Below are 19,425 nucleotides of genomic sequence, written 5' to 3'. Positions count from 1 at the left end.
GGCGGTCACTCCCACCTGATCCGGGGGTCGAGCCAGGCGTGGACGAGGTCGGTGAGCAGCTGGACGAGGACGAAGACGGTGACGAGGAGGAGCAGCAGGTCCTGGACGACGGGGTAGTCGCGGCGGACGAGGGCCTGTTCGGCGAGCTGGCCGAGCCCGGGCCAGGCGAAGATCGCCTCGACGAGGACGGCCCCGCCGAGCAGGTGGCCGGTCTGCATCCCGAGGAGGGTGACGACGGGCGGCAGGGCGCCGGGCAGGGCGTGCCGCCAGAGGATGCGGCGGGGTGCGATGCCGGCGGCGGTGGCGGTGCGGACGTGGTCCTCGGTGAGGGCGCGTTCGATGCCGTCCTTGAGGTAGCGGCCGAGGACGGCGGCGCTGGGCAGGGCGAGGCAGAGGGCGGGCAGCAGCAGGTACTGGACCCCCAGGTCGGGCGCGGTCAGGATCGGGACCCGGCCGCCGGGCGGGAGGACGCCGAGGAGAACGGCGAACAGCAGGACCAGCAGCACGCCGGAGACGAACGGCGGTACGGCGAGGGCCGCGGTGGTGACGACCCGTACCGCGCCGCGCAGCCAGGGTGCGTGGGCGGTGGCGCCGAGGATGCCGAAGGCGCCGCCGAGGAGGACGACGAACAGCAGGGCGCCGAGGGTGAGTTCGACGGTGGCGCCGAGGCCGTCGGCGATGAGGTCGGCGGTCTGGCCGCCGATGGCGTACGAGGGTCCGAGGTCGCCGGTGACGAGGCCGCCGAGCCAGTGCGCGTACTGGCCGAGCAGGGGGGCGTCGAGGCCGAGGCGGGCGCGGATCGCGGCGACGGTCTCGGCGCTCGCGTCGGGTCCGGCGAGCGAGCTGGCGGGGTCGCCGGGCACGAGCCGGATGAGGGCGAAGACGAGGAAGGAGGCGAGGAGCAGGACGAGGAGGGCGGAGGGGAGCTTCCGCAGCAGGTGGCGGCCCATCGCCTCAGCCCGCCAGGTAGGCGTCGTCGAGGTTGAGGTAGGAGAACTTGTTGAGGGTGACGCCGTGCAGCTTGGCGGAGGCGACCTGGACGTTGCCTCGGATGACGAGGTCGATGATGAAGGCCTCGTCGAGCAGGATGTCGGAGACCCGGTTCCGCAGAGCGTTGGCGGAGGCGCCGGTGGCGCGGCTGGTCCATGCCTCGCGGACGGCCTCGGTGTAGGCGGCGGAACGGTACTTCGAGGTGTTCTTGGCCTCGTTGAAGGGGTACGCGCTGACGGCGAGGGTGGAGGGTTGCACCTGCGCGAAGCCGTGGCCCATGGTCCACAGGGCGGGCATGTTCTGCGAGATCAGGTTCTTCTGGGCGGTGGCGGGGTCGGTGGGCTGGAGGGTGACCTCGACGCCGGCCTGCTTGAGGTCGTACTGGATCGACTCGGCGATCGCGGTGTCGCCGGGCAGGCTGACGTGGAGCAGGGGCAGCCGCAGCCTCGGGTGTCCGGCGGCCTTGAGAAGCTCGCGGGCCTTGCCCGGGTCGTACGTGTAGTGGGTGCGGCCGGTCTCGGTGAACGCGGGCGACGACTTCGGCCAGGGCGCGGCGGAGTCGAGGCCGTAGCCGCCGAGGGCCTGCTTGAGGAGGCGTTCGCGGTCGACGGCCCAGGCGAGGGCCTGGCGGACCCGCTTGTCGTCGAGCGGGGCGACGGTGGTGTTGACGCCGAGGTAGTAGGCGCCGGCGCCGGTGTCGTAGCTGGTGACGGTGAGGTCGGGGTTGTTCTTGACGACGGCGAGGCTCTTGCCGGGGACGTTGAAGGAGAGCTGGGACTGGCCGGTGCGCAGGGAGGAGATGAGCGCGTCGGCCTGGGGTATGACGCGGAGTTCGACGCCGTCGAGGTAGGGCCGGCCGGGCTGCCAGTAGGCGGCGTTGCGGGTGAGGCTGAGGCCGGTGCCGGGGCTCCACTTGGCGAGCTTGAAGGGGCCGGTGCCGTTGAGCCGCTTGCCGGTGACGGCGTCCTCGACGCTGTTCCGATCGGTGATGATCATGAACTCGAAGAGGTCGAAGAGGTTGTTGACCGGATGCGCGAGGCGGAGCGTGAGCTCGTGGTCGCCGCGCTTGTCGAACCCGGTGACGGCGGCGGCGGTGGCCCTCAACTGGGCTGCCCGCAGCGGATTCTGGAGGTTCTTCACGGCGAAGACGACATCGTCGGCGGTGAAGGGTCGCCCGTCGTGGAAGGTCACGCCGGTGCGGAGCTTGAGGGTGAGGGAGCGGCCGTCGGGGGCGTAGTCCCACGAGGTGGCGAGCTCGGGCTGGGGGCGGAGCCGGTCGTCGTAGCGGGTGAGGGTGTTGAAGAGGAGGCGCTGCTGGAGGGACTGACCGCTCTGGGAGAAGAGCAGGCTGGGGGTGAAGTCGCTGTTGACGGCGATGGTGGCGGTGCCGCCGCGGCGCGGCCCGGCGGCGGCCTTCGGGTCGGCGGCGCCGGACTCGGAGACGGCCGAGCGGCAGCCGGCCAGACCCAGCCCCAGGAGCAGGGCACCACCGCCCGCGGCGCGCAGGGTGGTGCGGCGGGAGGGGGCGCTGGGCGGGGAGGGGTGGAGCTCGGTCATCGGATTGCCTGCCTGTGGGTGGGAAGGAGAAGGGTCCCCGCGGGACGGGGGGCGGGGCGTGTCGCAGCTGCCGCCGAATTACTTCCGCTGCGAAAGAAACAAACAAAGCCCGGACAGCGGACAGCGAACAGCGGACAGCGGACAGCGGACAGCGGACAGCGAAGAGGATCGGAGGATCGGAAGCCCAGGGGACCGGAGACTCAGAAAATCAGCGGGTCAGCAGCTCAGCGGGGCGGAAACTCCGCCGCTGACGCGATCGCAGAGTTCTCGTGCGGTCCGAAGGTCACCTTGAGCGCGGCGAGCGCACGGCACGCGCGGGGCCCACGTCCGGCGTGCGGGACGCGTGGGGAGAAGGCGGGACGGGCCGCTCAGAGGCGGACGGCACAGACCGCGCTGGCCTGTCGACAGAGGTCGACGTGCCTGCGGCAGATGAGGCGCATGTCCGGATTCACGGGAGCAATATGGCAGCGGCTTCGCGGCCCGGTCAACTGGGCATGTCCGAATATCGAGACCCCGTCAGTGCGCAACCTCCCACCCTGACAGCCCTTTGAGGCCCTGAATAGGGTTCCTGAACAGGGGATTCAGCAGAACCGTACCCGCCGCGACGGGCAGTGTGGCCGGTCCGGCATGTGGACTGACGATCCGTTCGGGGTCGTCGCAGACGTGCGAGAGGTCCACCGCGGCGCCCCGGATCTCCTCCAGGTAGTCCGGGTTGAGGACGCTGGCCTGCTCGGTGACCACCACCAGGTCGGGGTTGAGCACGTCCAGGAGGAGCGCGACGGCCCGCCCCACCGCGCGGGCCCGTTCGCGCAGCAGCCGGTCGGCGCGCCGGTCGCCCGCCGCCGCCGCGTCCACCACCAGGAACACGTCCGGCTCGGGGACCAGGCCCCGACGGTACGCGGTCTCGGCGACCCAGGTGTTCGACGCGGTCGCCTCCAGACAGCCCGAACGTCCGCACGGGCAGGGCGTGGTGGAGTCGGGTACGGGCAGGTGGGCCACGTCCCCGGCGGCCGAGCCCGGGCCCTGGTGCACGACCCCGGCGATCCCGAGCGCGGCGTCCACGACGTTGCCGATGAAGAGGTGGACCAGGCTGCGACGGGCCTCGGGCCGCCCGAAGAGGATCTCCGACTGGGCGATCGCGCGGGCGTGGTTGTCGATCCGCACCGTGCGCCCGCCGAGCCCGCCGGTGAGCTCGGCACCCAGCGGCCGGTGGTACCAGGCGAAGGCGTCGTGCCGCATGACGTGACCGCGGTCGGGGTCCACCCAGCCGCCGACGGCCGCCCCGACGCCGAGCAGCGGGCGCCCGTCGAGGTGCTCGGCGAGGAAGGCGCGCAGCTCCCGGGCGACCAGCCCGGGCAGCACACGCACGTCCGCCCCCTCGTGGCCGAAGGTGCGCCGGGCCAGCAGCCGTCCGCGCAGGTCCACCAGGCCGAACGAGGAAGCGGGCACGCCGAGATGGACGCCGCCGGCCACCGGGCCGCCGGTGGCGCCGAGGTGCAGGTCGACGGGGATCTGCGGGCGGCCCACTCCCCCGCCCTCGGCGTGCTCCGGCAGCTCGCGGAGCAGGCCGAGTCCGAGCAGGTCGGTGGCCTGGCGGGAGACGGCCGCCGGACTGAGCCCGGAGAGCCGGGCGATGGCGCTGCGGGCGACCGGCCCGTGGTCGAGGACGGTGCGCAGCACGGTGGCGGCGTTGGCCTCGCGCCGGCCGTCCCCGGCCATGCGCGGGCTGTGTGAGGTGAAGGTCATGACGGCCTCGTCTCGGGAATGCTGCTGAGTATTGCGACGGCGTGAAATCCCCGGGCGTCCCGGAGGGCGCCCCCGGGCCGTGGCGCCGGCCCTTCCCCAAGAGCTGTGCGTGGTGGAGAAGGCACAGGTCACCCGTGGTGCGACCGGGTCCGGCAGTTGCTCGACCGGCGTCGGCGGGGAGGCCGATTCAACCACTCCGGCGCGATCTCCGCCGGGCCTGTGGATCGTTGACGGTCCACCGGGGGCGCTGCGATGGTCCTGGGCATCGCCCCGCCGCACCGTCCGGCTCTCCGGTGCCCATCCGTGGCCGCCGGCCGGTCCTCCCGGTGTCCGCCCTCTGGCGTCCTCATTACTTCCCCTGCGAAATTAACTCCGCACCCCGCCTCGAAGGGATCCGCCATGACGACCTCGACCGCCCCCACGACCTCCCCCGAGTCCCCCGGCCCCCTCGCCTCCCCCGAGTCCCCCGAGTCCCCCGAGTCCCCCGAGTCCCCCGGCTCCCTCGATTCCCCCGCCGCCACGGACTCCGGGCTCACCGTCCGGAAGGTCGGCGGCCGGATCGGCGCCGTCATCTCCGGTGTCCGGCTCGGCGGCGACCTCGCCCCCGGGACCGTCGCCGCGATCCGCGCCGCCCTCCTGGCACACAAGGTCGTCTTCTTCCGTGGCCAGGACCACCTGGACGAGGAGGCCCACGAGGCCTTCGGGCGCCTGCTGGGCACGCCGGTGGCCCACCCCACCGTCCCCTCAGCGGACGGCCGCTACTCCTTCCCCATCGACTCCGACTACGGCGGCCGGGCCAACCAGTGGCACACCGATGTCACCTTCGTCCCCGCCTACCCCGCCTTCTCGATCCTGCGCGCCGTCGTCATCCCGCCGTACGGCGGCAACACCCTGTGGGCCAACACCGCCACCGCGTACGAGCGCCTGCCCCAGCCGCTGCGCGTCCTCGCCGAGGGGCTGCGGGCCGTGCACTCCAACGACTACGACTACGCGGCGCTGCGTCCCGACACCCTGCCCGAGCAGCTCGTACGCTTCCGGGAGGTCTTCGCCTCGACGAAGTTCCTCACCGAGCACCCCGTGGTGCGGGTCCACCCGGAGACCGGCGAGCGCACCCTGCTGCTCGGCAACTTCGTCCAGCGGATCAGCGGGCTGACCGGCGCCGACTCGCGCGCCCTGGTCGACCTCTTCCAGTCCCACGTCGAGCGGCCCGAGAACACCGTCCGCTGGCAGTGGCAGGTGGGCGACGTGGCCATCTGGGACAACCGGGCCACCCAGCACTACGGCGTGGACGACTCCGACGCCCACGACCGCAAGCTGCGCCGGGTGACCATCGACGGCGATGTCCCGGTCGGCGTCGACGGGCGCGCCTCCGTCCTGCTCGCGCCCGAGGGCGTGCCGGACCCGGCCTTCGGCATCGCCTCCGGCGCCTCGACGGCGGCGCCCGCCGCCGCCTCCGGGATACCCGAGACTCCCGCCGCCACCGCCGTCCCCTCCGCCCCCTCCGCCTGATGCCGCCCGCCGCCGCCCGGCCGAGCGTCGTCGTCGTCCTCACCGACCAGCAGCGGTGGGACACCACGGGCGCGCACGGCAACCCCGCCGGGGTGACCCCCGAGTTCGACCGGCTGGCCCGTGAGGGCACGCTGGCCGAGCAGGCCGTCACGCCCAATCCGGTGTGCGCGCCCGCCCGTGCCGCCCTCCAGACGGGCCGCTATCCGACGGCCACCGGGGTGTTCCGCAACGGACTTCCGCTCGGAGCGGAACTCCCCACGCTCGCCGGCTCCTTCGCCGAGGCCGGGTACGTCACCGGCTACATCGGCAAGTGGCACCTGGCGGGCGAGGACAGCCCCGACGGCCCGGTCCCGCCCGGCCGGCGCGGCGGCTACGGGCGCTGGCTCGCCTCGGACCGCCTGGAGTTCACCTCCGACGCGTACCGGACGGTGGTGTACGACGAGGAGGGCGAGCCGGTCCGGCTGCCGGGCTACCGCTCGGACGCCCTGGTCGATGCGGCGATCCGCTTCGTCGCCGATCACCACGAGCGCCCGTTCCTCCTCTTCCTCTCCCTCCTGGAGCCGCACCATCAGAACCCCACCGACGACTACCCCGCCCCCGCCGGCTACCGGGAGCGCTATCAGGGCCGCTGGCTGCCTCCCGACCTCGCGGCGCTCAGTCCCGGCTCCGACCAGGGCGGCGCGCACCGGCACCTCGGCGGCTACCTGGGGCAGATCAAGCGGGTCGACGAGGGGGTGGGGCGGCTGCGCGACGCGCTCCGCAGCCTGGGCATCGAGGACGACACCGTCTTCGCCTGGACGGCCGACCACGGTTCGCACTTCCGCACGCGCAACGCCGAGTACAAGCGGTCCGCCCACGAGGCCTCGGTCCGCGTCCCGTTCGCCCTCACCGGCCCCGGCTTCCGCGGCGGCGGGCTGGTCCGGCAGCCGGTCTCCACGGTGGACCTGATGCCGACGCTGCTCGACGCGGCGGGGCTGAAGGTGCCCGAGGGCGTCCAAGGGCGCTCGCTGCTGCCGCTGGTGGGCGGCGGTACCGACCCGGAACGCCCGTACTCGGTGTTCGTGCAGATCAGCGAGGACGTCATCGGGCGGGCGGTGCGCACCGACCGGTGGAAGTACGTGGTGACGGCGCCGCCCGGCCCGGAGCCCTGGCGGCAGCCGGACGCTGACCGCTACCGCGAGACCGAGCTGTACGACCTGGCGGCCGATCCCTACGAGTTGGAGAACCTGGCCGGGCTCACCTCGCACCGGCGGGTGGCGGACGGCCTGCGCGACGCGCTGGCCGGCTGGCTGCGCGAGGTGGAGGGGGCCGAGCCGGTCATCGAGGCGGCCCCGCCGCGCACCCTCGACCAGCGCTCTCCCGACTCCTTCCCGCACGGGAGCGTGCCGTGGGAGGGGGTGCGCTTCGGCCACGCCTGACGCAAGCGAACGTCCCCGGCCGACCCGTACGCGCCCGGCCCCTCCCCGGCCTACCCGTCCAGGGCCTACCGAGGGCCCCGCCGACGGCCCGGCCGGAATCCGGCCGGGGGCCCGTCCCGTCCGCCGTCAGGAACCGGACGGTACGGCGTAGTCGCCGAAGCCGACCCAGTCCAGGGCCACGCAGGCGTCGTCGCCGAGTACCCAGGCGTCGTGCCCCGGCTGGATCTCGTAGAAGTCTCCGGGGGCGAGCTCGGCGCTGTCGCCGCCGTCCATGACCACCTTCATCCGGCCGCTCACGACATAGCCGACGTGGTGCGCCTGGCAGCTGTCGGTGCCCGCGAGCGGCTTGACGTGCTCGGTCCACCGCCAGCCGGGTTCGAACACGGCCCTGCCGATCTGTCCCTTGTCCGTGTTGAGCAGGTCCAGCCGCCCCTTGGCCCCGTCGAAGGGGCGGGTCTCGTCTGCGGAGTCGAAGCTCCTGGAAACGATTCCGGTCATCGTCGTCCGCCTCCCGGCGGTGGGACATGAGACCCCCGAGTCCACTTCCAGGCTACGCCGGGGAAGCCGTGGCGGGGCTGTGAGGGGGGCGGTGCGGGGCTTGTGGGGGGGGCTGCCGCCGTGTCCGTAAACCCCGTTGTGGGTCGTGCTCCGCGCGGCCTACTGTGGGGCCATGACTGCCGGGTCGGCCATGGGCCGTGATCGAGACAGGCGCCCGGCCGTGGTGTGAGCGCCGCCGGGTGGTGGGCGCGGGGTCCGCCGCGGCCGTCCCTCCCGTACCGCTGGTACGGGGCGAGGTGACAGTCGAAGCGCTTACCCTGCGAAAGGCCCCCCTTCCATGTCCGTCGAGCTCAACCACACCGTCGTGTACGCCCGTGACCGTCAGGTGTCCGCGACCTTCCTGGCCGAGGTGCTCGGCCTCTCCGTCGGTACCCCGATGGGACCGTTCCTGCCCGTGGACACCGGCAACGGCGTGACCCTGGACTACTACCAGCAGGCCGACCGGCCGTTCACGCCCAACCACTACGCCTTCCTCGTGCCGGACGAGGAGTTCGACACCATGATCGACCGGCTGGAGCGGATGCGGGTGACGTACTTCGCCGATCCGCAGCACACCGAGCCGGGACGGATCAACCGGCTCTTCGGCGGCCGGGGCGCCTACTTCTCCGACCCCGACGGCCACAACATGGAGATCATCACCCGACCGTACGCCCGCCCCTGACCTGGATCGGCAGCGCGGCCGGCCGGCGGACGAAGAGGCTCGGCAGATAGCCGGGCGTCTCGCCCGCCGGCAGGGCGATCGCCCGCGTCGCGGAGAGCAGGAGACGCAGCGCGACCACCGCCTCCAGGCGGGCGAGGTGGGCGCCGAGGCAGTAGTGGATGCCCCGGCCGAAGGCGGTGTGCCCCTTCGGGGCGGGCCGGTCCAGGTCGAGGGCGTCGGGCTCGGGGTGGGCCGCCGGGTCCCGGTTGGCCGCACCCCAGAGCAGCATCAGGCGGGCCCCGGCGGGCAGCCGCACCCCGCCGAGCACGGCGGGGCGGGTGGTGATCCTGAAGTGCCCCCGGAACGGGCTCTCCAGCCGGAGCGCCTCCTCCACGAGGCGCTCCACGGCCGCCGGCTCCCCGCGCAGCCTGTCCTGGAGGCCGGGGCGCTCGGCGAGCATCCGTACGGCGCTGCCCAGCAGGCTGGTGGTGGACTCGCTGCCGGCGATGACCAGTTGGAGCAGCATGGCGGTGGCCTCGTCGGCGGTGACCTCGCCACGCGCGCGGGCGGTCACGAGGGTGTCGACGAGTCCGCCGGAGGGCGCGTGGGCGGCCGTGTCGAGCCGGTCCCGGAGGTAGCCGCGGAAGTCGTTCATGGCGGTGCCGAGGCGGATCATCCGGTCGGCGCCGGCATGGCCGGAGAAGAGCTCGACACCCGCGTCGGACCAGGCGGTGAGCCGGTCGGCGTCGGTGTCGGGGAGTCCGAGGACTCGGGCGATGACGCGTACGGGGAGGGGTGCGGCGACCTCGGCCATCCAGTCGCCGCCGCCCCGTGCGACGAGGGCGGCGACGCGCGGCGCGGCGATCTCCTCGACGGCGGCGCGCCAGGACTCGACGGAGCCCCGGCCGAAGGCGTGCCGGACGATGGCGCGTTGTCCGGTGTGGGCGGGCGGGTCGGCGGTGGCGAGGACGTCGGGCCCGGTGGCTCCGGTACCGCCCGCGTCGAGCAGGGCCGGGCGTCCGTCGTCGCCGGCGAAGAACAGGGCGGTCAGGTTGCTGGAGTAGGTGACCGGGTCGTCGAGGACCTGGAGGACCTGGGCGTGCCGGGTGACCAGGTGGAGTCCGGCCCCCGGCAGGTGGTGGACGGGGCCCTCGGCGCGGAGCCGGGCGTAGAGGGCGTGCGGGTCGTCGAGTGCGGCGGGTGTGAAGACGTCCTCGGCCAGGACGGGAGCGCGCTTCATCGGGGCCTCTCCAGGGTCGGCGGTCCGGGCGGGGCGAGCGGGCGGCCTGGCCGGAGGATGGGGGACGGGACGTGACAACTCAAGGGGGGCGCGGGTGCCGATGCCGAGAATCTCTTGATCCTCTTCCCGGGAGTCTCTTGATCTCCTTCCGGGAATCCCTTGATCCTCTTCCGGGAATTCCTTGATCCTTTCTCTAATTTTGTTGAACATCCCCCACCTTTGGCCGTTCCGCGCATACGGAAGCGCTCAATTCTGTATGGATCCCTTACCGGACAGATCTACACATAAAGGCAGGATAAGGGCACAATGAAACAGCGGCATCCGTGCCGCGATCTCGGTCAGACGTGCAGGACGCCAGAAGGAGGCGAGTCGTATGGCCGACGTCTCTCACCGTCCAGGTGATATCAGCGCACACCCCGACGCGGGTGAAATGCGGGACCGCTATGCCCGCATGATGCAGACCCGGGGCGTGGCGGCGGTGGAGGAACTGGTGATCATCGCCGGTCTCTACGCGGCGGTGTCCGCGTGGACCGTCCACTTCGCCGCGGCGAGCCCGGAACTGGCCATCAGCAACCTGATCGTCGGCGTCGCCCTCGCCGGACTCGGGCTCTGCATGTCGATGGCCCCGGAACGCTCCCAGGACCTCAACTTCGTGGTCCTGCTGCTCGGCGCGTGGCTGATCGTCTCGCCGTGGGTGGTCACCCGGAACGCCGGCACCGGCGCGATCCTCAGCAATGTGATCACGGGCGCGTGCGTCTGCCTCTTCGCCCTCACCGCGGGCGGACTCCTCATGAGCAAGAGAAGGACGTGATCAGGATTCCCCACCCGCAATGGCGTCGCCCCTCGCACGAGGAGGCGACGCCATTCACTTTCGCCCCGCCCGTACCTGTGAACGGCCGCCGCCCGGTAACGGATTGACCCTCCTGGTTTCAGCCACATAAGTTCTGCGTAAAGCTAATCCCACAGGAACAGGCATCTCTCAACCCAGTCCTCGGGGGGACGAAGTGAACTGGTACCTCGACGTTCTCAAGCAGTACGCGGTGTTCACCGGGCGGGCACGGCGCCAGGAATTCTGGATGTACGTTCTGTTCAACATCATCGCGGCGATCATCGTCGCGATCCTGGACGCGCTCCTGGGCACCAGCCCGCTGCTCTACGTCCTCTTCGCCCTCGGGGTGCTGCTGCCCAGCCTCGGCGTGGCGGTCCGCCGGCTGCACGACACCGGCCGCTCCGGCTGGTGGATCCTGATCGAGCTGATCCCGCTCGTCGGCGGCATCATCCTGATCGTCTTCCTCGCCCTGGAAGGCGACGCCCACGACAACGCCTACGGCCCCGACCCGAAGGCCGTACGGGCCGCCTGACGGACCGGCCGGTCAGGCGTCGGCCCTCGCGAGCACCGCCGCGGGGGCCGACGCGTGTCCCCGGCGGCCCGCCGCCCGCATAGAGCCGGTACGGCGCGTTAGGCCGCGCCTCCTTGTGCAGGATGGCGCAGGCCCCGCCCCGGCCCGCCCACCTAACCTCGCCGTCACGGAGCGCGACAGCGGCAACGAGGGGCGGTACCACCCGTGAACTGGCTCATCCACGACTACCGCGAGAGCGATCTCGCCGCCGTCGTCCATCTGATCGACACCACGGCCGAGCTCGGCCAGGAGTCGGTCTTCTCGCTCGCCGAGTGCATCGGCGCGCTGACCTCCCGGCAGCCGGCCGTCGTCGCCGTGCACCAGGGCACCCCCATCGGCGCCGCGCTCGCCTGCGTCGCCGGGGAGCGCGCCTGGGTCATGCGGATCGCGATCTCCTCCGCCTGGCGCGGCCGGGGCCTGGCCAGCGCCCTGCTCGTCGAGCTCGAACGGCGCCTGGTCGCCGCCCGGGTGGGCCGGATCGCCTATGTGCTGCCCGAGGAGGAGCTGGTCGGCGAAGGCCTGCTGAACGCCGGGTACACCCGGCAGCCCGCCGTGGCGTACTTCGAGAAGGTCGAGCCGCTGCACGGACCCGCGGCGGGCCTCCTGGACGACCTCGGCGGCCGGCTGCTCCCCGCCGACCTGTGGGCCGGGGTGGCCGGCATGGAAAGGGAGAAGGACCTGATCGAACGGCGTGTCGTCCTGCCGCTCGCCGAGCCCGAACGGGCCGCCCGGCACGGGGTCAGGCCCCCGCGCGCGCTCGGCCTCTTCGGCCCGCCCGGCACGGGCAAGACCACCTTCGCCCGCGCCATCGCCTCCCGGCTCGGCTGGCCGTTCGTGGAGATCCTGCCGTCCCGGCTCGCCGACGAGGGCAACCTGGCGGCGGCGCTGCGTGCCGCCTTCGCCCGCATCGCCGAGCTGGAGCGGGTGCTGGTCTTCATCGACGAGGTCGAGGAGATCGCGCCCGTACGCACCGAACCCGCCGCCCCCGGCGGCACGCACGGGGTGACCAACGAGCTCCTCAAACTGATCCCGGGCTTCCGCGAGCGGGACGAGCGGCTGCTGGTCTGCGCGACCAACTCGATCCGCTCGCTCGACCCCGCGTTCCTGCGCCCCGGACGCTTCGACTACCTGATCCCGATCGGCACCCCGGACAAGGCGGCCAGGGCGGCGATCTGGTCCCGCTACACGGACGCCCGGCCGGACGTCGACATCGACGCGCTCGTCCTCGCCAGCGAACTGTTCACCCCCGCCGACATCGAGCACGCGGCCCGGATCGCCGCGCAGAGCTCCTTCGAGCGGGACCTGGTCGCGATCGGCGCCCGCGCCGGGGACGGACCCGCGCCGGGCGCGACCACCGGGGACTACCTGGACGCGATCGCCCAGTGCCGGCCGACGGTCACGCCGGAGATGACCGCCCAGTTCGAGTCCGACATCACGACCCACGCCCGGTTCTGAACGCACCCCGGCGCACCCGGTACAGCACCTGGTGCGCCTCCCACTCCACATAGGAGTCGGCGTGGGTCATCCCGACGGCCTCCAGGAGCCGCCGCGACGGCGTGTTGGCCTCCTGGGTGACGGCGACGACGCTCGGCGCGTCGGCCAGGGCCCGCTCGACGGCGGCGGCGACGGCCTCCCGGGCGTAGCCCCACCCCCAGTGCTCGGGCAGGAACTGGTACGAGACCTCCGTCTCGCCGTCCCGGCCGTACCGCTCCACCGTGACCAGGCCGAGGACCACGCCGTCGGACGTCCGCTCGACGGCGTGGAAGCCGGGCGCCCCGACGATCCGCCGCTGCCGGATGCGCACCACGGACTCGATCACGGGTCCGCCCAGGTGGCGCCGCACCTCGGGGTCCGTCCACAGCCGCGTCACGGCCGACAGGTCCCGCGACCGGACGGGGCGCAGGACGAGCCGCTCGGTGCGGAGCTGGACTGATGCAGGGGCCATGTATCGATGATGCCAGCCCCCCCCGGGGGGCGGGGCGTGGTCCGGGCAGGGGTACGGTCCTCAGCCCAGCCGGCGCTGTAGCGCGGCGAGCGCTCCGGCGCGCCGCCCCGGCACCTGCCGCCGCAGCTCGACCAGCGCGGGGCCGAGCGCGCGGGCCCTGGCCTGGTCCCGGATCTGCTCCCACTGGTGGTGGGCCCGGTCCACGGCCCCCTCGACGTCCGGCTCGTCGGGGCCCTGGCGCAGGCCCAGCCGGGCCTGGGCGGCGGCGATCCACAGCTCGCAGCTGCGCGCGGGCTCCCCGGCGAGCCGCGCCAGGTCGGCCCGCACCTCGATCCAGTGCACCGCCTCGCCCGACCGAGGGCCGTGGCGGCGCAGGGCGTCGCTCTCCCAGGCGGCGGCCATCGCGGCGGCCTCGCCGTGCCGGCCCGCCATGGCGGCGGCCAGGATCGCCGGATGCGGATCCCCGCCGCCCCCGGACCGCACCGGCGCGGCCGGCCGCGCCACGCCGACGCCCGGCACCCGGGGCGGCGCCGACGGTGCCGGGGGCGCGACGGACGCGACGGACGCCACGGACGCCGAGGGCGCGACGGACGGTGCCGGGGGCACGGGCGGCGCCGAGACCCCTAGGGAGGCAGGCACGGGTACGGGGGCCGCGACCGGCTCCGGTGCGGGACCGGGCGCCCGGACCGGGGCGGGGGCCGCAGGGGGGGCCGGGACCGGGATCGGCGCAGGGTCCAACTCCCCCGCGCCCGCGCGCCGCGCCGTCAGGGAACGGCCGGGCGAGCCCCCGAGACGGCGCGTCGGCGGCGAGTCGGGCACCGTCACGTGGGGCACGGACGCGGGTCCGGTCACACCGGATCCGTGCCCGGCGGGCACGGGCACGCCGGGCACGGGCACGCCGGGCCCGGAGACAGTGGGTACGGCGGGCACGGATGCGGCAGGCGCGCCCGGCACGGACACAGCGGGCACGCCCAGCACGGACACACCGGGCACGGATGCGGCAGGCACACCCGGCACAGGCAGAGCAGGCACACCCCGCACACCCGGCGCGCCCGCCACAGGCACACCCGCCCCAGGACCAGCGGGCGCGGGCGGTTCGTGCGGGGGCGGCGCGGTGGCGAGCAGGACCGCGTCCGGGACGCCCGCCGCCAGGGCCGCCTGCGCGTGGAGCTCCGGGAGCGGGGGGCGGGCGCCCGCGCGCCACACCGTGGCGTAGTGACGCAGGTACTCCGGGGCCGAGGGGGTGCCCCGCTTGGGGAAGGGGGCCACCTGGGCGAACAGCGCGACGGACGGCCCGAGTCCGAGCGTGCCGGGCTCGGCGGCGAGGCGCTGGAGGAGCTCGGGTTCGGCCGCCAGGTCGGCGACGACGGTGGTCGTGCCGGGTCGGCGCGGCGCCAGTTCGGTGGCCAGCCAGTGCCAGGGAAGTCCCGTGTAGCGCAGGGTCGTCGGGGTGCTGCGGGCGAGCGCCAGGTGCGGCAGCCGCTGGCGCCGGTCGAGCTGGAGCTGGCCCGCCAGGCAGAGCACGAGCGGTCCCGGCGAGGCGGCGGCGGCGCGCAGCCGGGTCAGCACGGTCTGCGGATCGAGCGGGTCCGCCAGTTCGACCACCGTCGCCGTGTCCGTACCGGTGAGAGCCCTGGCCGGAACCGCCGCCAGCGCGGGCAGCACGGAGGCCGCGTCGATCGCCCGTCCCCTTCCGGCCGGCGCAGCCGCCAGCAGGAGGGCCGTACCCACTGTGTTCACCTCGTCGCTCACCACACCAGCACCGTAACCCGAGTCGGTGTGGCCGAAATGCCGATGGCTACCGGACGGTCACCCGGTGGGCCTTTGGCATATGTCAGAAGCACCACCGTATCGAGTGTTGCCAAATCCCTTACGAGGTGTCCCGGCCTGTGCGAAAGTCGTGTCCGGGCTTCAACTTCATGACCCTGGCCGTGCCGTGTGGTCCCAGTCGCCTGTATCGGAGTACGACATGCCGTCCCATCTGTTCGCGGACCGTCCCGCCCAGCCCCCCGAGCCGGGCACGGTGGACGCGCTGATCTCGCAGACACGGCGTCTGCGGGGGGACGTGGACGCGGTGCGCCGGGACTCGGCCGCGGACGAGGACGACCCGCGCAACCGCTGGCAGCGCGCCCTGTGCGATCTGGCCGTGAGCCAACTGGACGACCTCGGCGCGCACTTAGGGCAGCTCAAGGCCGGTCTCCCGGCCGAGCAGGCGCCCGACTCGCCCGCCGCGTACGCCGTGCCGGCCCCGCGTGCCACCGGTTCCCTGCTGTCCCGGGTCGGCAGCGCCGAGTGGGACCTGCTGACCGACGAGGTGCACTGGTCGGACGAGCTGTTCCAGATCTTCGGGCGGCCCCGGGAGAGCGGCCCGATGTCGCTGGACGAGCTGCCCTCGCTGGTCTTCGCCGAGGACCAGCCGGTGCTCCAGGCGATGGTGACGGACTGCCTGATCGACGGGAAGCCGATCGACGGCGAGTTCCGGATCGTCCGCAGCGACGGCCGGGTCCGCACGGTCCACATGACCGGCGAACCGGTGCTCGACACCGACGGCTGCACGGCCTCGATGTGGGCCGTGCTGCGCGACGTCAGCGAGCTGCGCCGCAGCGAGCGCGCGGTCCGCGAGAGCCGTGACAGCCTCCAGCGCCACCAGCAGATCGAGCACACCGAGCGCCGGGTCGCCGTCGAGCTCCAGGAGGCCGTGCTGCCGCCCTGGCGCGGTTCGCTGCGCTTCGCCCACGGCGGCCCCGCCCCGCTGGACGTGGCCGGGCACTACCTCCCCGCCGCCTCCACGGGACTCATCGGCGGCGACTGGTACGACGCCCTCGCGCTCCCCGGCGGGGACGCGCTGCTCACCGTCGGCGACCTCACCGGGCACGGCGTGGCCGCGACCTCCTCGATGGCCATGCTGCTCGGCGCGCTCCGCGGCATGGCCGTGGCCGGGATCCGGCCGGGCGCCCTGATGGGGCACCTCAACCAGCTCCTGGAGACCTCCGTCCAGCCGGCCCTCGGCAGCGCGATGTGCTGCCGCTACGACCCCGCCTCCCAGATCCTCACCTGGTCCCAGGCCGGGCACCCCGCCCCGCTGCTGTTCCGCGGCGGGGCGGTGCGCGCCCTGGCCCGGCCGGAGGGCGTGCTCCTCGGCGCGACACCCGGCGGGTCGTACGAGGAGGCCGAGACCCCGCTGCTCCCCGGCGACCTGCTGATCCTCCACACCGACGGGCTGACCCGCACGGCCGGCGCCCACCACGACGACGACGCCACCGGACGCCTGATGGCCCTCGCCCCCCGGCTGGCCGCGGCGCGCGACGCGCAGGAGTGCGTACGGTCGGTGGTCGAGCAGTTCGGCGAGGGACCGCGCGAGGACGACGCCTGCGTGATGGTCGTCCGGGTCGGCGGCTAGCCGGCCTGGCCGGACCCCGCCGACGGACGACACGCCGGAGCGCGACGCCACGCACGGAAGGACACGCCCGAGCCCCGCGAACGGGCCGGAGCGGCCCCGCGCTCTCCCTCCCCGTCCACGCGCCTCACGCCTCCCCGGTCCTGGGCCGGTTGACCGGCGCCTTCGGGAGCGCGGTCGCGATCTCCTCGCGCAGGTCCTCGATCTTCGTGTAGCCCGCGTACTGCCCGGTCAGCCGGTACATCTCGCGCAGCCGGTCCCAGGTGCGGTGCGACGAGGTGTCCCCCATCGACACCAGCGCCAGGCGGGCGTAGCGGTCCGCCTGCTCGGGGTCGTCGGCGATGAAGCAGGCCGAGGCCAGCGAGATGTGGTCGAAGAGCTTCGAGCGGTCGTGGCCGTTGCGCCGCAGTTCCAGCGCCAGCTTGGCGTGGCGCTGCGCGGGGACCGCGGCGGTCGGGTCGTGCTCGGCGAGCGTGCGGTAGGCGAGCGCCTGCATCCCGTGCAGATCGGCCTCGTCGAAGGTCTGCATCCAGCTCGGCTTCTCCTTCCCCGGGTCGGAGACGAACAGCTCCTCCGCCTCGCCGAGGGTGCGCCGCATGGCCTGGCCACGGCCCATCGAGGCCTGGGCCCAGGCCTCGATGGTGTGGAACATGGCCTGGGTGCGGGGCAGCACCCGCTCCCCCGATCCCGACTTCGCCAGCTTCATCAGGTCCAGCGCGTCGTCGGGACGGCCCAGGTGCACCATCTGGCGCGCCGCGCGGGAGAGCGCCTCGCCGGCCCTCGGCCGGTCGCCGCCCTCGCGGGCCGCGTGCGCGGCGATCACGAAGTACTTCTGGGCGGTCGGCTCAAGCCCCACGTCGTGGGACATCCAGCCGGCCAGCACGGCCAGGTTGGCGGCGACGCCCCACAGCCGCCGGTGGAGGTGGTCGGGGTGACGGTAGGCGAGCATCCCGCCCACCTCGTTGAGCTGGCCGACCACCGCCTTGCGCTGGAGTCCGCCGCCCCGGGAGGCGTCCCAGGCCCGGAAGACCTCCACGGAACGCTCCAGCGCGTCGATCTCCTCCGAGCCGATCGGGGCGGCCTCGTAACGGTCGAAGCCCGCCGGATCGGCGTGGATCGGATCGACGGCGCGGGGGGTGGCGCCGGGTCGTGCGGGGTCGGTGTGCAGCCAGTCCTGCATGGCGTTGGTCAGTACGGAGCCGGCGGCGAGCGCGGCACCCGCGCCCACCAGGCCGCGTCGGTTGAGCATGAGGTCCATTCCGGTGAATTCGGTGAGGACCGCTGCCGTACGCTCGGGCGCCCAGGGCAGCCCGTCAGGGTTGTCGTCGTTCCTGACGTCCCGCCTCTTCCCGGCGCGCCCGTGTCGTACGAACCCGAGGTCCTCGATGGTCACGACACGGCCGAGTCGCTCGGTGAACAGCGCTGCCAGCACCCGGGGCACGGGATCGCGCGGGGTCTCCCCCATGTCGATCCAGCGCCGCACCCGCGAGGTGTCGGTCGACAGCTGCGGATGGCCCATGGCCGCCGCCTGCCGGTTCACGAGCCTCGCGAGTTCGCCCTTGGACCACCCGGCGAGGCCGAAGAGGTCCGCCAGGCGGGTGTTGGTCTGTCCGGTCACGTCTAAGCCCCCAGGTTCTCGGCTGAGTTGACAGTAACCCCCTGTCAGAGGGCTGGCGACTATTCGCCAGGGTTCGCCAGGGTGCGCCCGATGTTCCGCCACCCGGGCGCGGGTGTCAGGTAGGAACGCGCCACCCCGTCCCGTCGACCGGCCCTCATTTTCCCCAGGGTGCGGACCGTTGGGCGGGCGGGGCGACGCACGCAACTCGTCGGCGCACGAAGGGATCTGTCTCCTCCATGTACACAGCATCGTCCTCCGTGACCGCCCCGCCCCGGCCGCTCCACCGCACCGTCCCGGCCGGCTCCGGACCGTACCTCGCCCCCGTTCCGCAGGGAGCGGCGCGGCCGAGGCGCTGGGCGGGGAGCACCGTCCAGCCGCCCAGCGGGAGAATCGACCTGTCCGGCCCCCAGGGCGCGCAGCTGCGCATGGCGATCGCGTCCGTCCACCGGATCTGCCCGGAGTTCCATCCCGTCCAGGTGCTGCGCCGCAGCGGCCGTTCCGTGCTGATCGTCGGGACGACCGGGCGGACCACGGCGGTCGCGAAGTGTTTACTGGACCATTCCCCCGCGTGGGTCGAGCGGTTCCGGCACGAGATAGCGGCCTACCGTTCCTTCGTCCGGCACCGTCCCCCGGTGCGCGCGCCGCGGCTGATCGCCGCGGACCCGGAGAACTGCACGCTGGTGATCGAGCGGATGCCCGGGCGGGCGGCGGCGCTGACGCGCCACCCCGCCGAGGCTCCGCCCCGCGCGGACGTACGGGCCGCGCTCGGAGCGGTCGCCCGGCTCAACGCCTGGCGTCCGCCGGCCGGGACCTTCGACGCCCCGCTCGACTACGGGGCGCGGATCGCCCGCTTCCATGAACTCGGTCTGTTCACCGACCGTGACCGCGACGACCTGCAGAAGCTGCTGCACGGGCTGGCGCAGGCGGGCGGCCGGCAGGGCATGGGGCAGTTCTGTCACGGTGACGCCCTGCTCTCCAACATCCTGCTCTCCCCGGCCGGCCCGGTCTTCGTCGACTGGGAGCACGCGGGCTGGTACCTGCCCGGGTACGACCTGGCGACGCTGTGGGCGGTCCTCGCGGACGCCCCGCTGGCGCGGCGCCAGATCAGCCAGCTGGCCCAGCAGGCGGGCACGGCCTCGCGGGACGCGTTCCTGGTGAACCTGATGATCGTGCTGACCCGTGAGATCCGTACGTACGAGACGGCGGTGCAGCGCACGATCCGGGACGCGCCGCCGGCCGGTTCGGTCCCGGTGCCCGCCGGGGCGGTCTCGCCGGGCGAGGAGCAGCGCCGGCTGCTGCGCCGACTGCACGACGACTGCGCGATGGCCCGGCGGGCCGTGCGCGCGGCGGTCGGGACCCGCTGAGGGGCTCCGGCACGGAACGGGGGCGGCGCGCCGTGCGCCCGGT

The 19,425-nt window shown here is 73.6% G+C and carries 16 protein-coding genes; 8 read left to right on the top strand and 8 right to left on the bottom strand.

The genetic code is table 11. The features are described from left to right. Positions 1 to 5 precede the first annotated feature (5 nt). The 3 genes from ACZ6J5_RS31670 to ACZ6J5_RS31660 all read right to left on the bottom strand — a co-directional run bounded on the left by ACZ6J5_RS31670 (position 6) and on the right by ACZ6J5_RS31660 (position 4,293). On the bottom strand, positions 6 to 950 hold the full coding sequence (locus tag ACZ6J5_RS31670) for an ABC transporter permease (protein WP_469397206.1): 945 nt from the start codon (positions 948 to 950) through the stop codon (positions 6 to 8). Positions 951 to 954: 4 nt separating this feature from the next. Continuing rightward, the gene (locus ACZ6J5_RS31665) at positions 955 to 2,547 is read right to left on the bottom strand and encodes an ABC transporter substrate-binding protein (RefSeq protein WP_469397205.1); all 1,593 of its coding nucleotides are present in this window, start codon (positions 2,545 to 2,547) and stop codon (positions 955 to 957) included. A 516-nt stretch (positions 2,548 to 3,063) separates the two neighbouring features. Continuing rightward, the gene (locus tag ACZ6J5_RS31660) at positions 3,064 to 4,293 is read right to left on the bottom strand and encodes an ROK family protein (RefSeq protein ID WP_469397203.1); all 1,230 of its coding nucleotides are present in this window, start codon (positions 4,291 to 4,293) and stop codon (positions 3,064 to 3,066) included. A gap of 399 nt (positions 4,294 to 4,692) precedes the next feature. Between ACZ6J5_RS31660 and ACZ6J5_RS31655 the strand changes: the two genes are divergently transcribed. Together ACZ6J5_RS31655 and ACZ6J5_RS31650 are read left to right on the top strand one after the other, a co-directional pair. Further along, a complete protein-coding gene (locus ACZ6J5_RS31655) occupies positions 4,693 to 5,802 on the top strand; it encodes a TauD/TfdA dioxygenase family protein (protein ID WP_469397202.1) in 1,110 nt (369 codons plus the stop codon). Next, the gene (locus ACZ6J5_RS31650; protein ID WP_469397200.1) at positions 5,802 to 7,220 is read left to right on the top strand and encodes a sulfatase-like hydrolase/transferase; all 1,419 of its coding nucleotides are present in this window, start codon (positions 5,802 to 5,804) and stop codon (positions 7,218 to 7,220) included. The genes ACZ6J5_RS31655 and ACZ6J5_RS31650 overlap by 1 nt, the downstream gene beginning before the upstream one ends. A gap of 126 nt (positions 7,221 to 7,346) precedes the next feature. Here ACZ6J5_RS31650 and ACZ6J5_RS31645 read toward each other — a convergent pair whose 3' ends face one another. Further along, positions 7,347 to 7,718: a cupin domain-containing protein gene (locus tag ACZ6J5_RS31645; RefSeq protein WP_469397198.1), complete on the bottom strand. Its 372-nt coding sequence runs from the start codon at positions 7,716 to 7,718 to the stop codon at positions 7,347 to 7,349. 337 nt (positions 7,719 to 8,055) lie between these two features. On the opposite strand from ACZ6J5_RS31645, the gene ACZ6J5_RS31640 reads away from it, so the two are divergent. Further along, positions 8,056 to 8,439, top strand: a complete 384-nt coding sequence (locus ACZ6J5_RS31640; RefSeq protein WP_469397197.1) for a VOC family protein — start codon at positions 8,056 to 8,058, stop codon at positions 8,437 to 8,439. Here ACZ6J5_RS31640 and ACZ6J5_RS31635 read toward each other — a convergent pair. Further along, the gene (locus ACZ6J5_RS31635; protein WP_469397196.1) at positions 8,414 to 9,658 is read right to left on the bottom strand and encodes a cytochrome P450; all 1,245 of its coding nucleotides are present in this window, start codon (positions 9,656 to 9,658) and stop codon (positions 8,414 to 8,416) included. The two genes, ACZ6J5_RS31640 and ACZ6J5_RS31635, sit on opposite strands and share 26 nt — an antisense overlap. Before the next feature lie 451 nt (positions 9,659 to 10,109). On the opposite strand from ACZ6J5_RS31635, the gene ACZ6J5_RS31630 reads away from it, so the two are divergent. The 3 genes from ACZ6J5_RS31630 to ACZ6J5_RS31620 all read left to right on the top strand — a co-directional run bounded on the left by ACZ6J5_RS31630 (position 10,110) and on the right by ACZ6J5_RS31620 (position 12,513). Beyond that, positions 10,110 to 10,469 carry an SPW repeat protein gene (locus ACZ6J5_RS31630; protein WP_469397194.1) on the top strand — a complete coding sequence of 120 codons (360 nt, stop codon included), beginning with the start codon at positions 10,110 to 10,112 and terminating at the stop codon, positions 10,467 to 10,469. A gap of 193 nt (positions 10,470 to 10,662) precedes the next feature. Next, positions 10,663 to 11,019 carry a DUF805 domain-containing protein gene (locus tag ACZ6J5_RS31625; protein WP_469397192.1) on the top strand — a complete coding sequence of 119 codons (357 nt, stop codon included), beginning with the start codon at positions 10,663 to 10,665 and terminating at the stop codon, positions 11,017 to 11,019. A gap of 204 nt (positions 11,020 to 11,223) precedes the next feature. After that, positions 11,224 to 12,513: an ATP-binding protein gene (locus ACZ6J5_RS31620; RefSeq protein WP_469397191.1), complete on the top strand. Its 1,290-nt coding sequence runs from the start codon at positions 11,224 to 11,226 to the stop codon at positions 12,511 to 12,513. Here the strand turns inward: ACZ6J5_RS31620 and ACZ6J5_RS31615 are convergent. Both ACZ6J5_RS31615 and ACZ6J5_RS31610 read right to left on the bottom strand, forming a co-directional pair. Continuing rightward, positions 12,491 to 13,003: a GNAT family N-acetyltransferase gene (locus ACZ6J5_RS31615; protein ID WP_469397189.1), complete on the bottom strand. Its 513-nt coding sequence runs from the start codon at positions 13,001 to 13,003 to the stop codon at positions 12,491 to 12,493. The two genes, ACZ6J5_RS31620 and ACZ6J5_RS31615, sit on opposite strands and share 23 nt — an antisense overlap. Before the next feature lie 60 nt (positions 13,004 to 13,063). After that, on the bottom strand, positions 13,064 to 14,758 hold the full coding sequence (locus ACZ6J5_RS31610) for a hypothetical protein (RefSeq protein ID WP_469397188.1): 1,695 nt from the start codon (positions 14,756 to 14,758) through the stop codon (positions 13,064 to 13,066). A 214-nt stretch (positions 14,759 to 14,972) separates the two neighbouring features. On the opposite strand from ACZ6J5_RS31610, the gene ACZ6J5_RS31605 reads away from it, so the two are divergent. Then, positions 14,973 to 16,403: a PP2C family protein-serine/threonine phosphatase gene (locus ACZ6J5_RS31605; RefSeq protein WP_469397187.1), complete on the top strand. Its 1,431-nt coding sequence runs from the start codon at positions 14,973 to 14,975 to the stop codon at positions 16,401 to 16,403. A 124-nt stretch (positions 16,404 to 16,527) separates the two neighbouring features. Here ACZ6J5_RS31605 and ACZ6J5_RS31600 read toward each other — a convergent pair whose 3' ends face one another. Next, positions 16,528 to 18,018, bottom strand: coding sequence for a DNA-binding protein NsdB (locus ACZ6J5_RS31600; RefSeq protein ID WP_469397185.1), 1,491 nt, complete (start codon positions 18,016 to 18,018; stop codon positions 16,528 to 16,530). A 236-nt stretch (positions 18,019 to 18,254) separates the two neighbouring features. On the opposite strand from ACZ6J5_RS31600, the gene ACZ6J5_RS31595 reads away from it, so the two are divergent. Continuing rightward, a complete protein-coding gene (locus ACZ6J5_RS31595; protein WP_469397183.1) occupies positions 18,255 to 19,382 on the top strand; it encodes an aminoglycoside phosphotransferase family protein in 1,128 nt (375 codons plus the stop codon). Positions 19,383 to 19,425: the final 43 nt, after the last annotated feature.

The sequence above is a fragment of the Streptomyces sp. NPDC042100 genome (assembly GCF_055582325.1).
This window is presented reverse-complemented; position numbering and strand designations above follow the sequence as displayed.

Coding starts and splice junctions, on each gene's coding strand:
- ACZ6J5_RS31670 (WP_469397206.1), bottom strand. CDS start 950: ATGGGCCGCCACCTGCTGCGGAAGCTCCCCTCCGCCCTCCTCGTCCTG.
- ACZ6J5_RS31665 (WP_469397205.1), bottom strand. CDS start 2,547: ATGACCGAGCTCCACCCCTCCCCGCCCAGCGCCCCCTCCCGCCGCACC.
- ACZ6J5_RS31660 (WP_469397203.1), bottom strand. CDS start 4,293: ATGACCTTCACCTCACACAGCCCGCGCATGGCCGGGGACGGCCGGCGC.
- ACZ6J5_RS31655 (WP_469397202.1), top strand. CDS start 4,693: ATGACGACCTCGACCGCCCCCACGACCTCCCCCGAGTCCCCCGGCCCC.
- ACZ6J5_RS31650 (WP_469397200.1), top strand. CDS start 5,802: ATGCCGCCCGCCGCCGCCCGGCCGAGCGTCGTCGTCGTCCTCACCGAC.
- ACZ6J5_RS31645 (WP_469397198.1), bottom strand. CDS start 7,718: ATGACCGGAATCGTTTCCAGGAGCTTCGACTCCGCAGACGAGACCCGC.
- ACZ6J5_RS31640 (WP_469397197.1), top strand. CDS start 8,056: ATGTCCGTCGAGCTCAACCACACCGTCGTGTACGCCCGTGACCGTCAG.
- ACZ6J5_RS31635 (WP_469397196.1), bottom strand. CDS start 9,658: ATGAAGCGCGCTCCCGTCCTGGCCGAGGACGTCTTCACACCCGCCGCA.
- ACZ6J5_RS31630 (WP_469397194.1), top strand. CDS start 10,110: ATGATGCAGACCCGGGGCGTGGCGGCGGTGGAGGAACTGGTGATCATC.
- ACZ6J5_RS31615 (WP_469397189.1), bottom strand. CDS start 13,003: ATGGCCCCTGCATCAGTCCAGCTCCGCACCGAGCGGCTCGTCCTGCGC.
- ACZ6J5_RS31605 (WP_469397187.1), top strand. CDS start 14,973: ATGCCGTCCCATCTGTTCGCGGACCGTCCCGCCCAGCCCCCCGAGCCG.
- ACZ6J5_RS31595 (WP_469397183.1), top strand. CDS start 18,255: ATGTACACAGCATCGTCCTCCGTGACCGCCCCGCCCCGGCCGCTCCAC.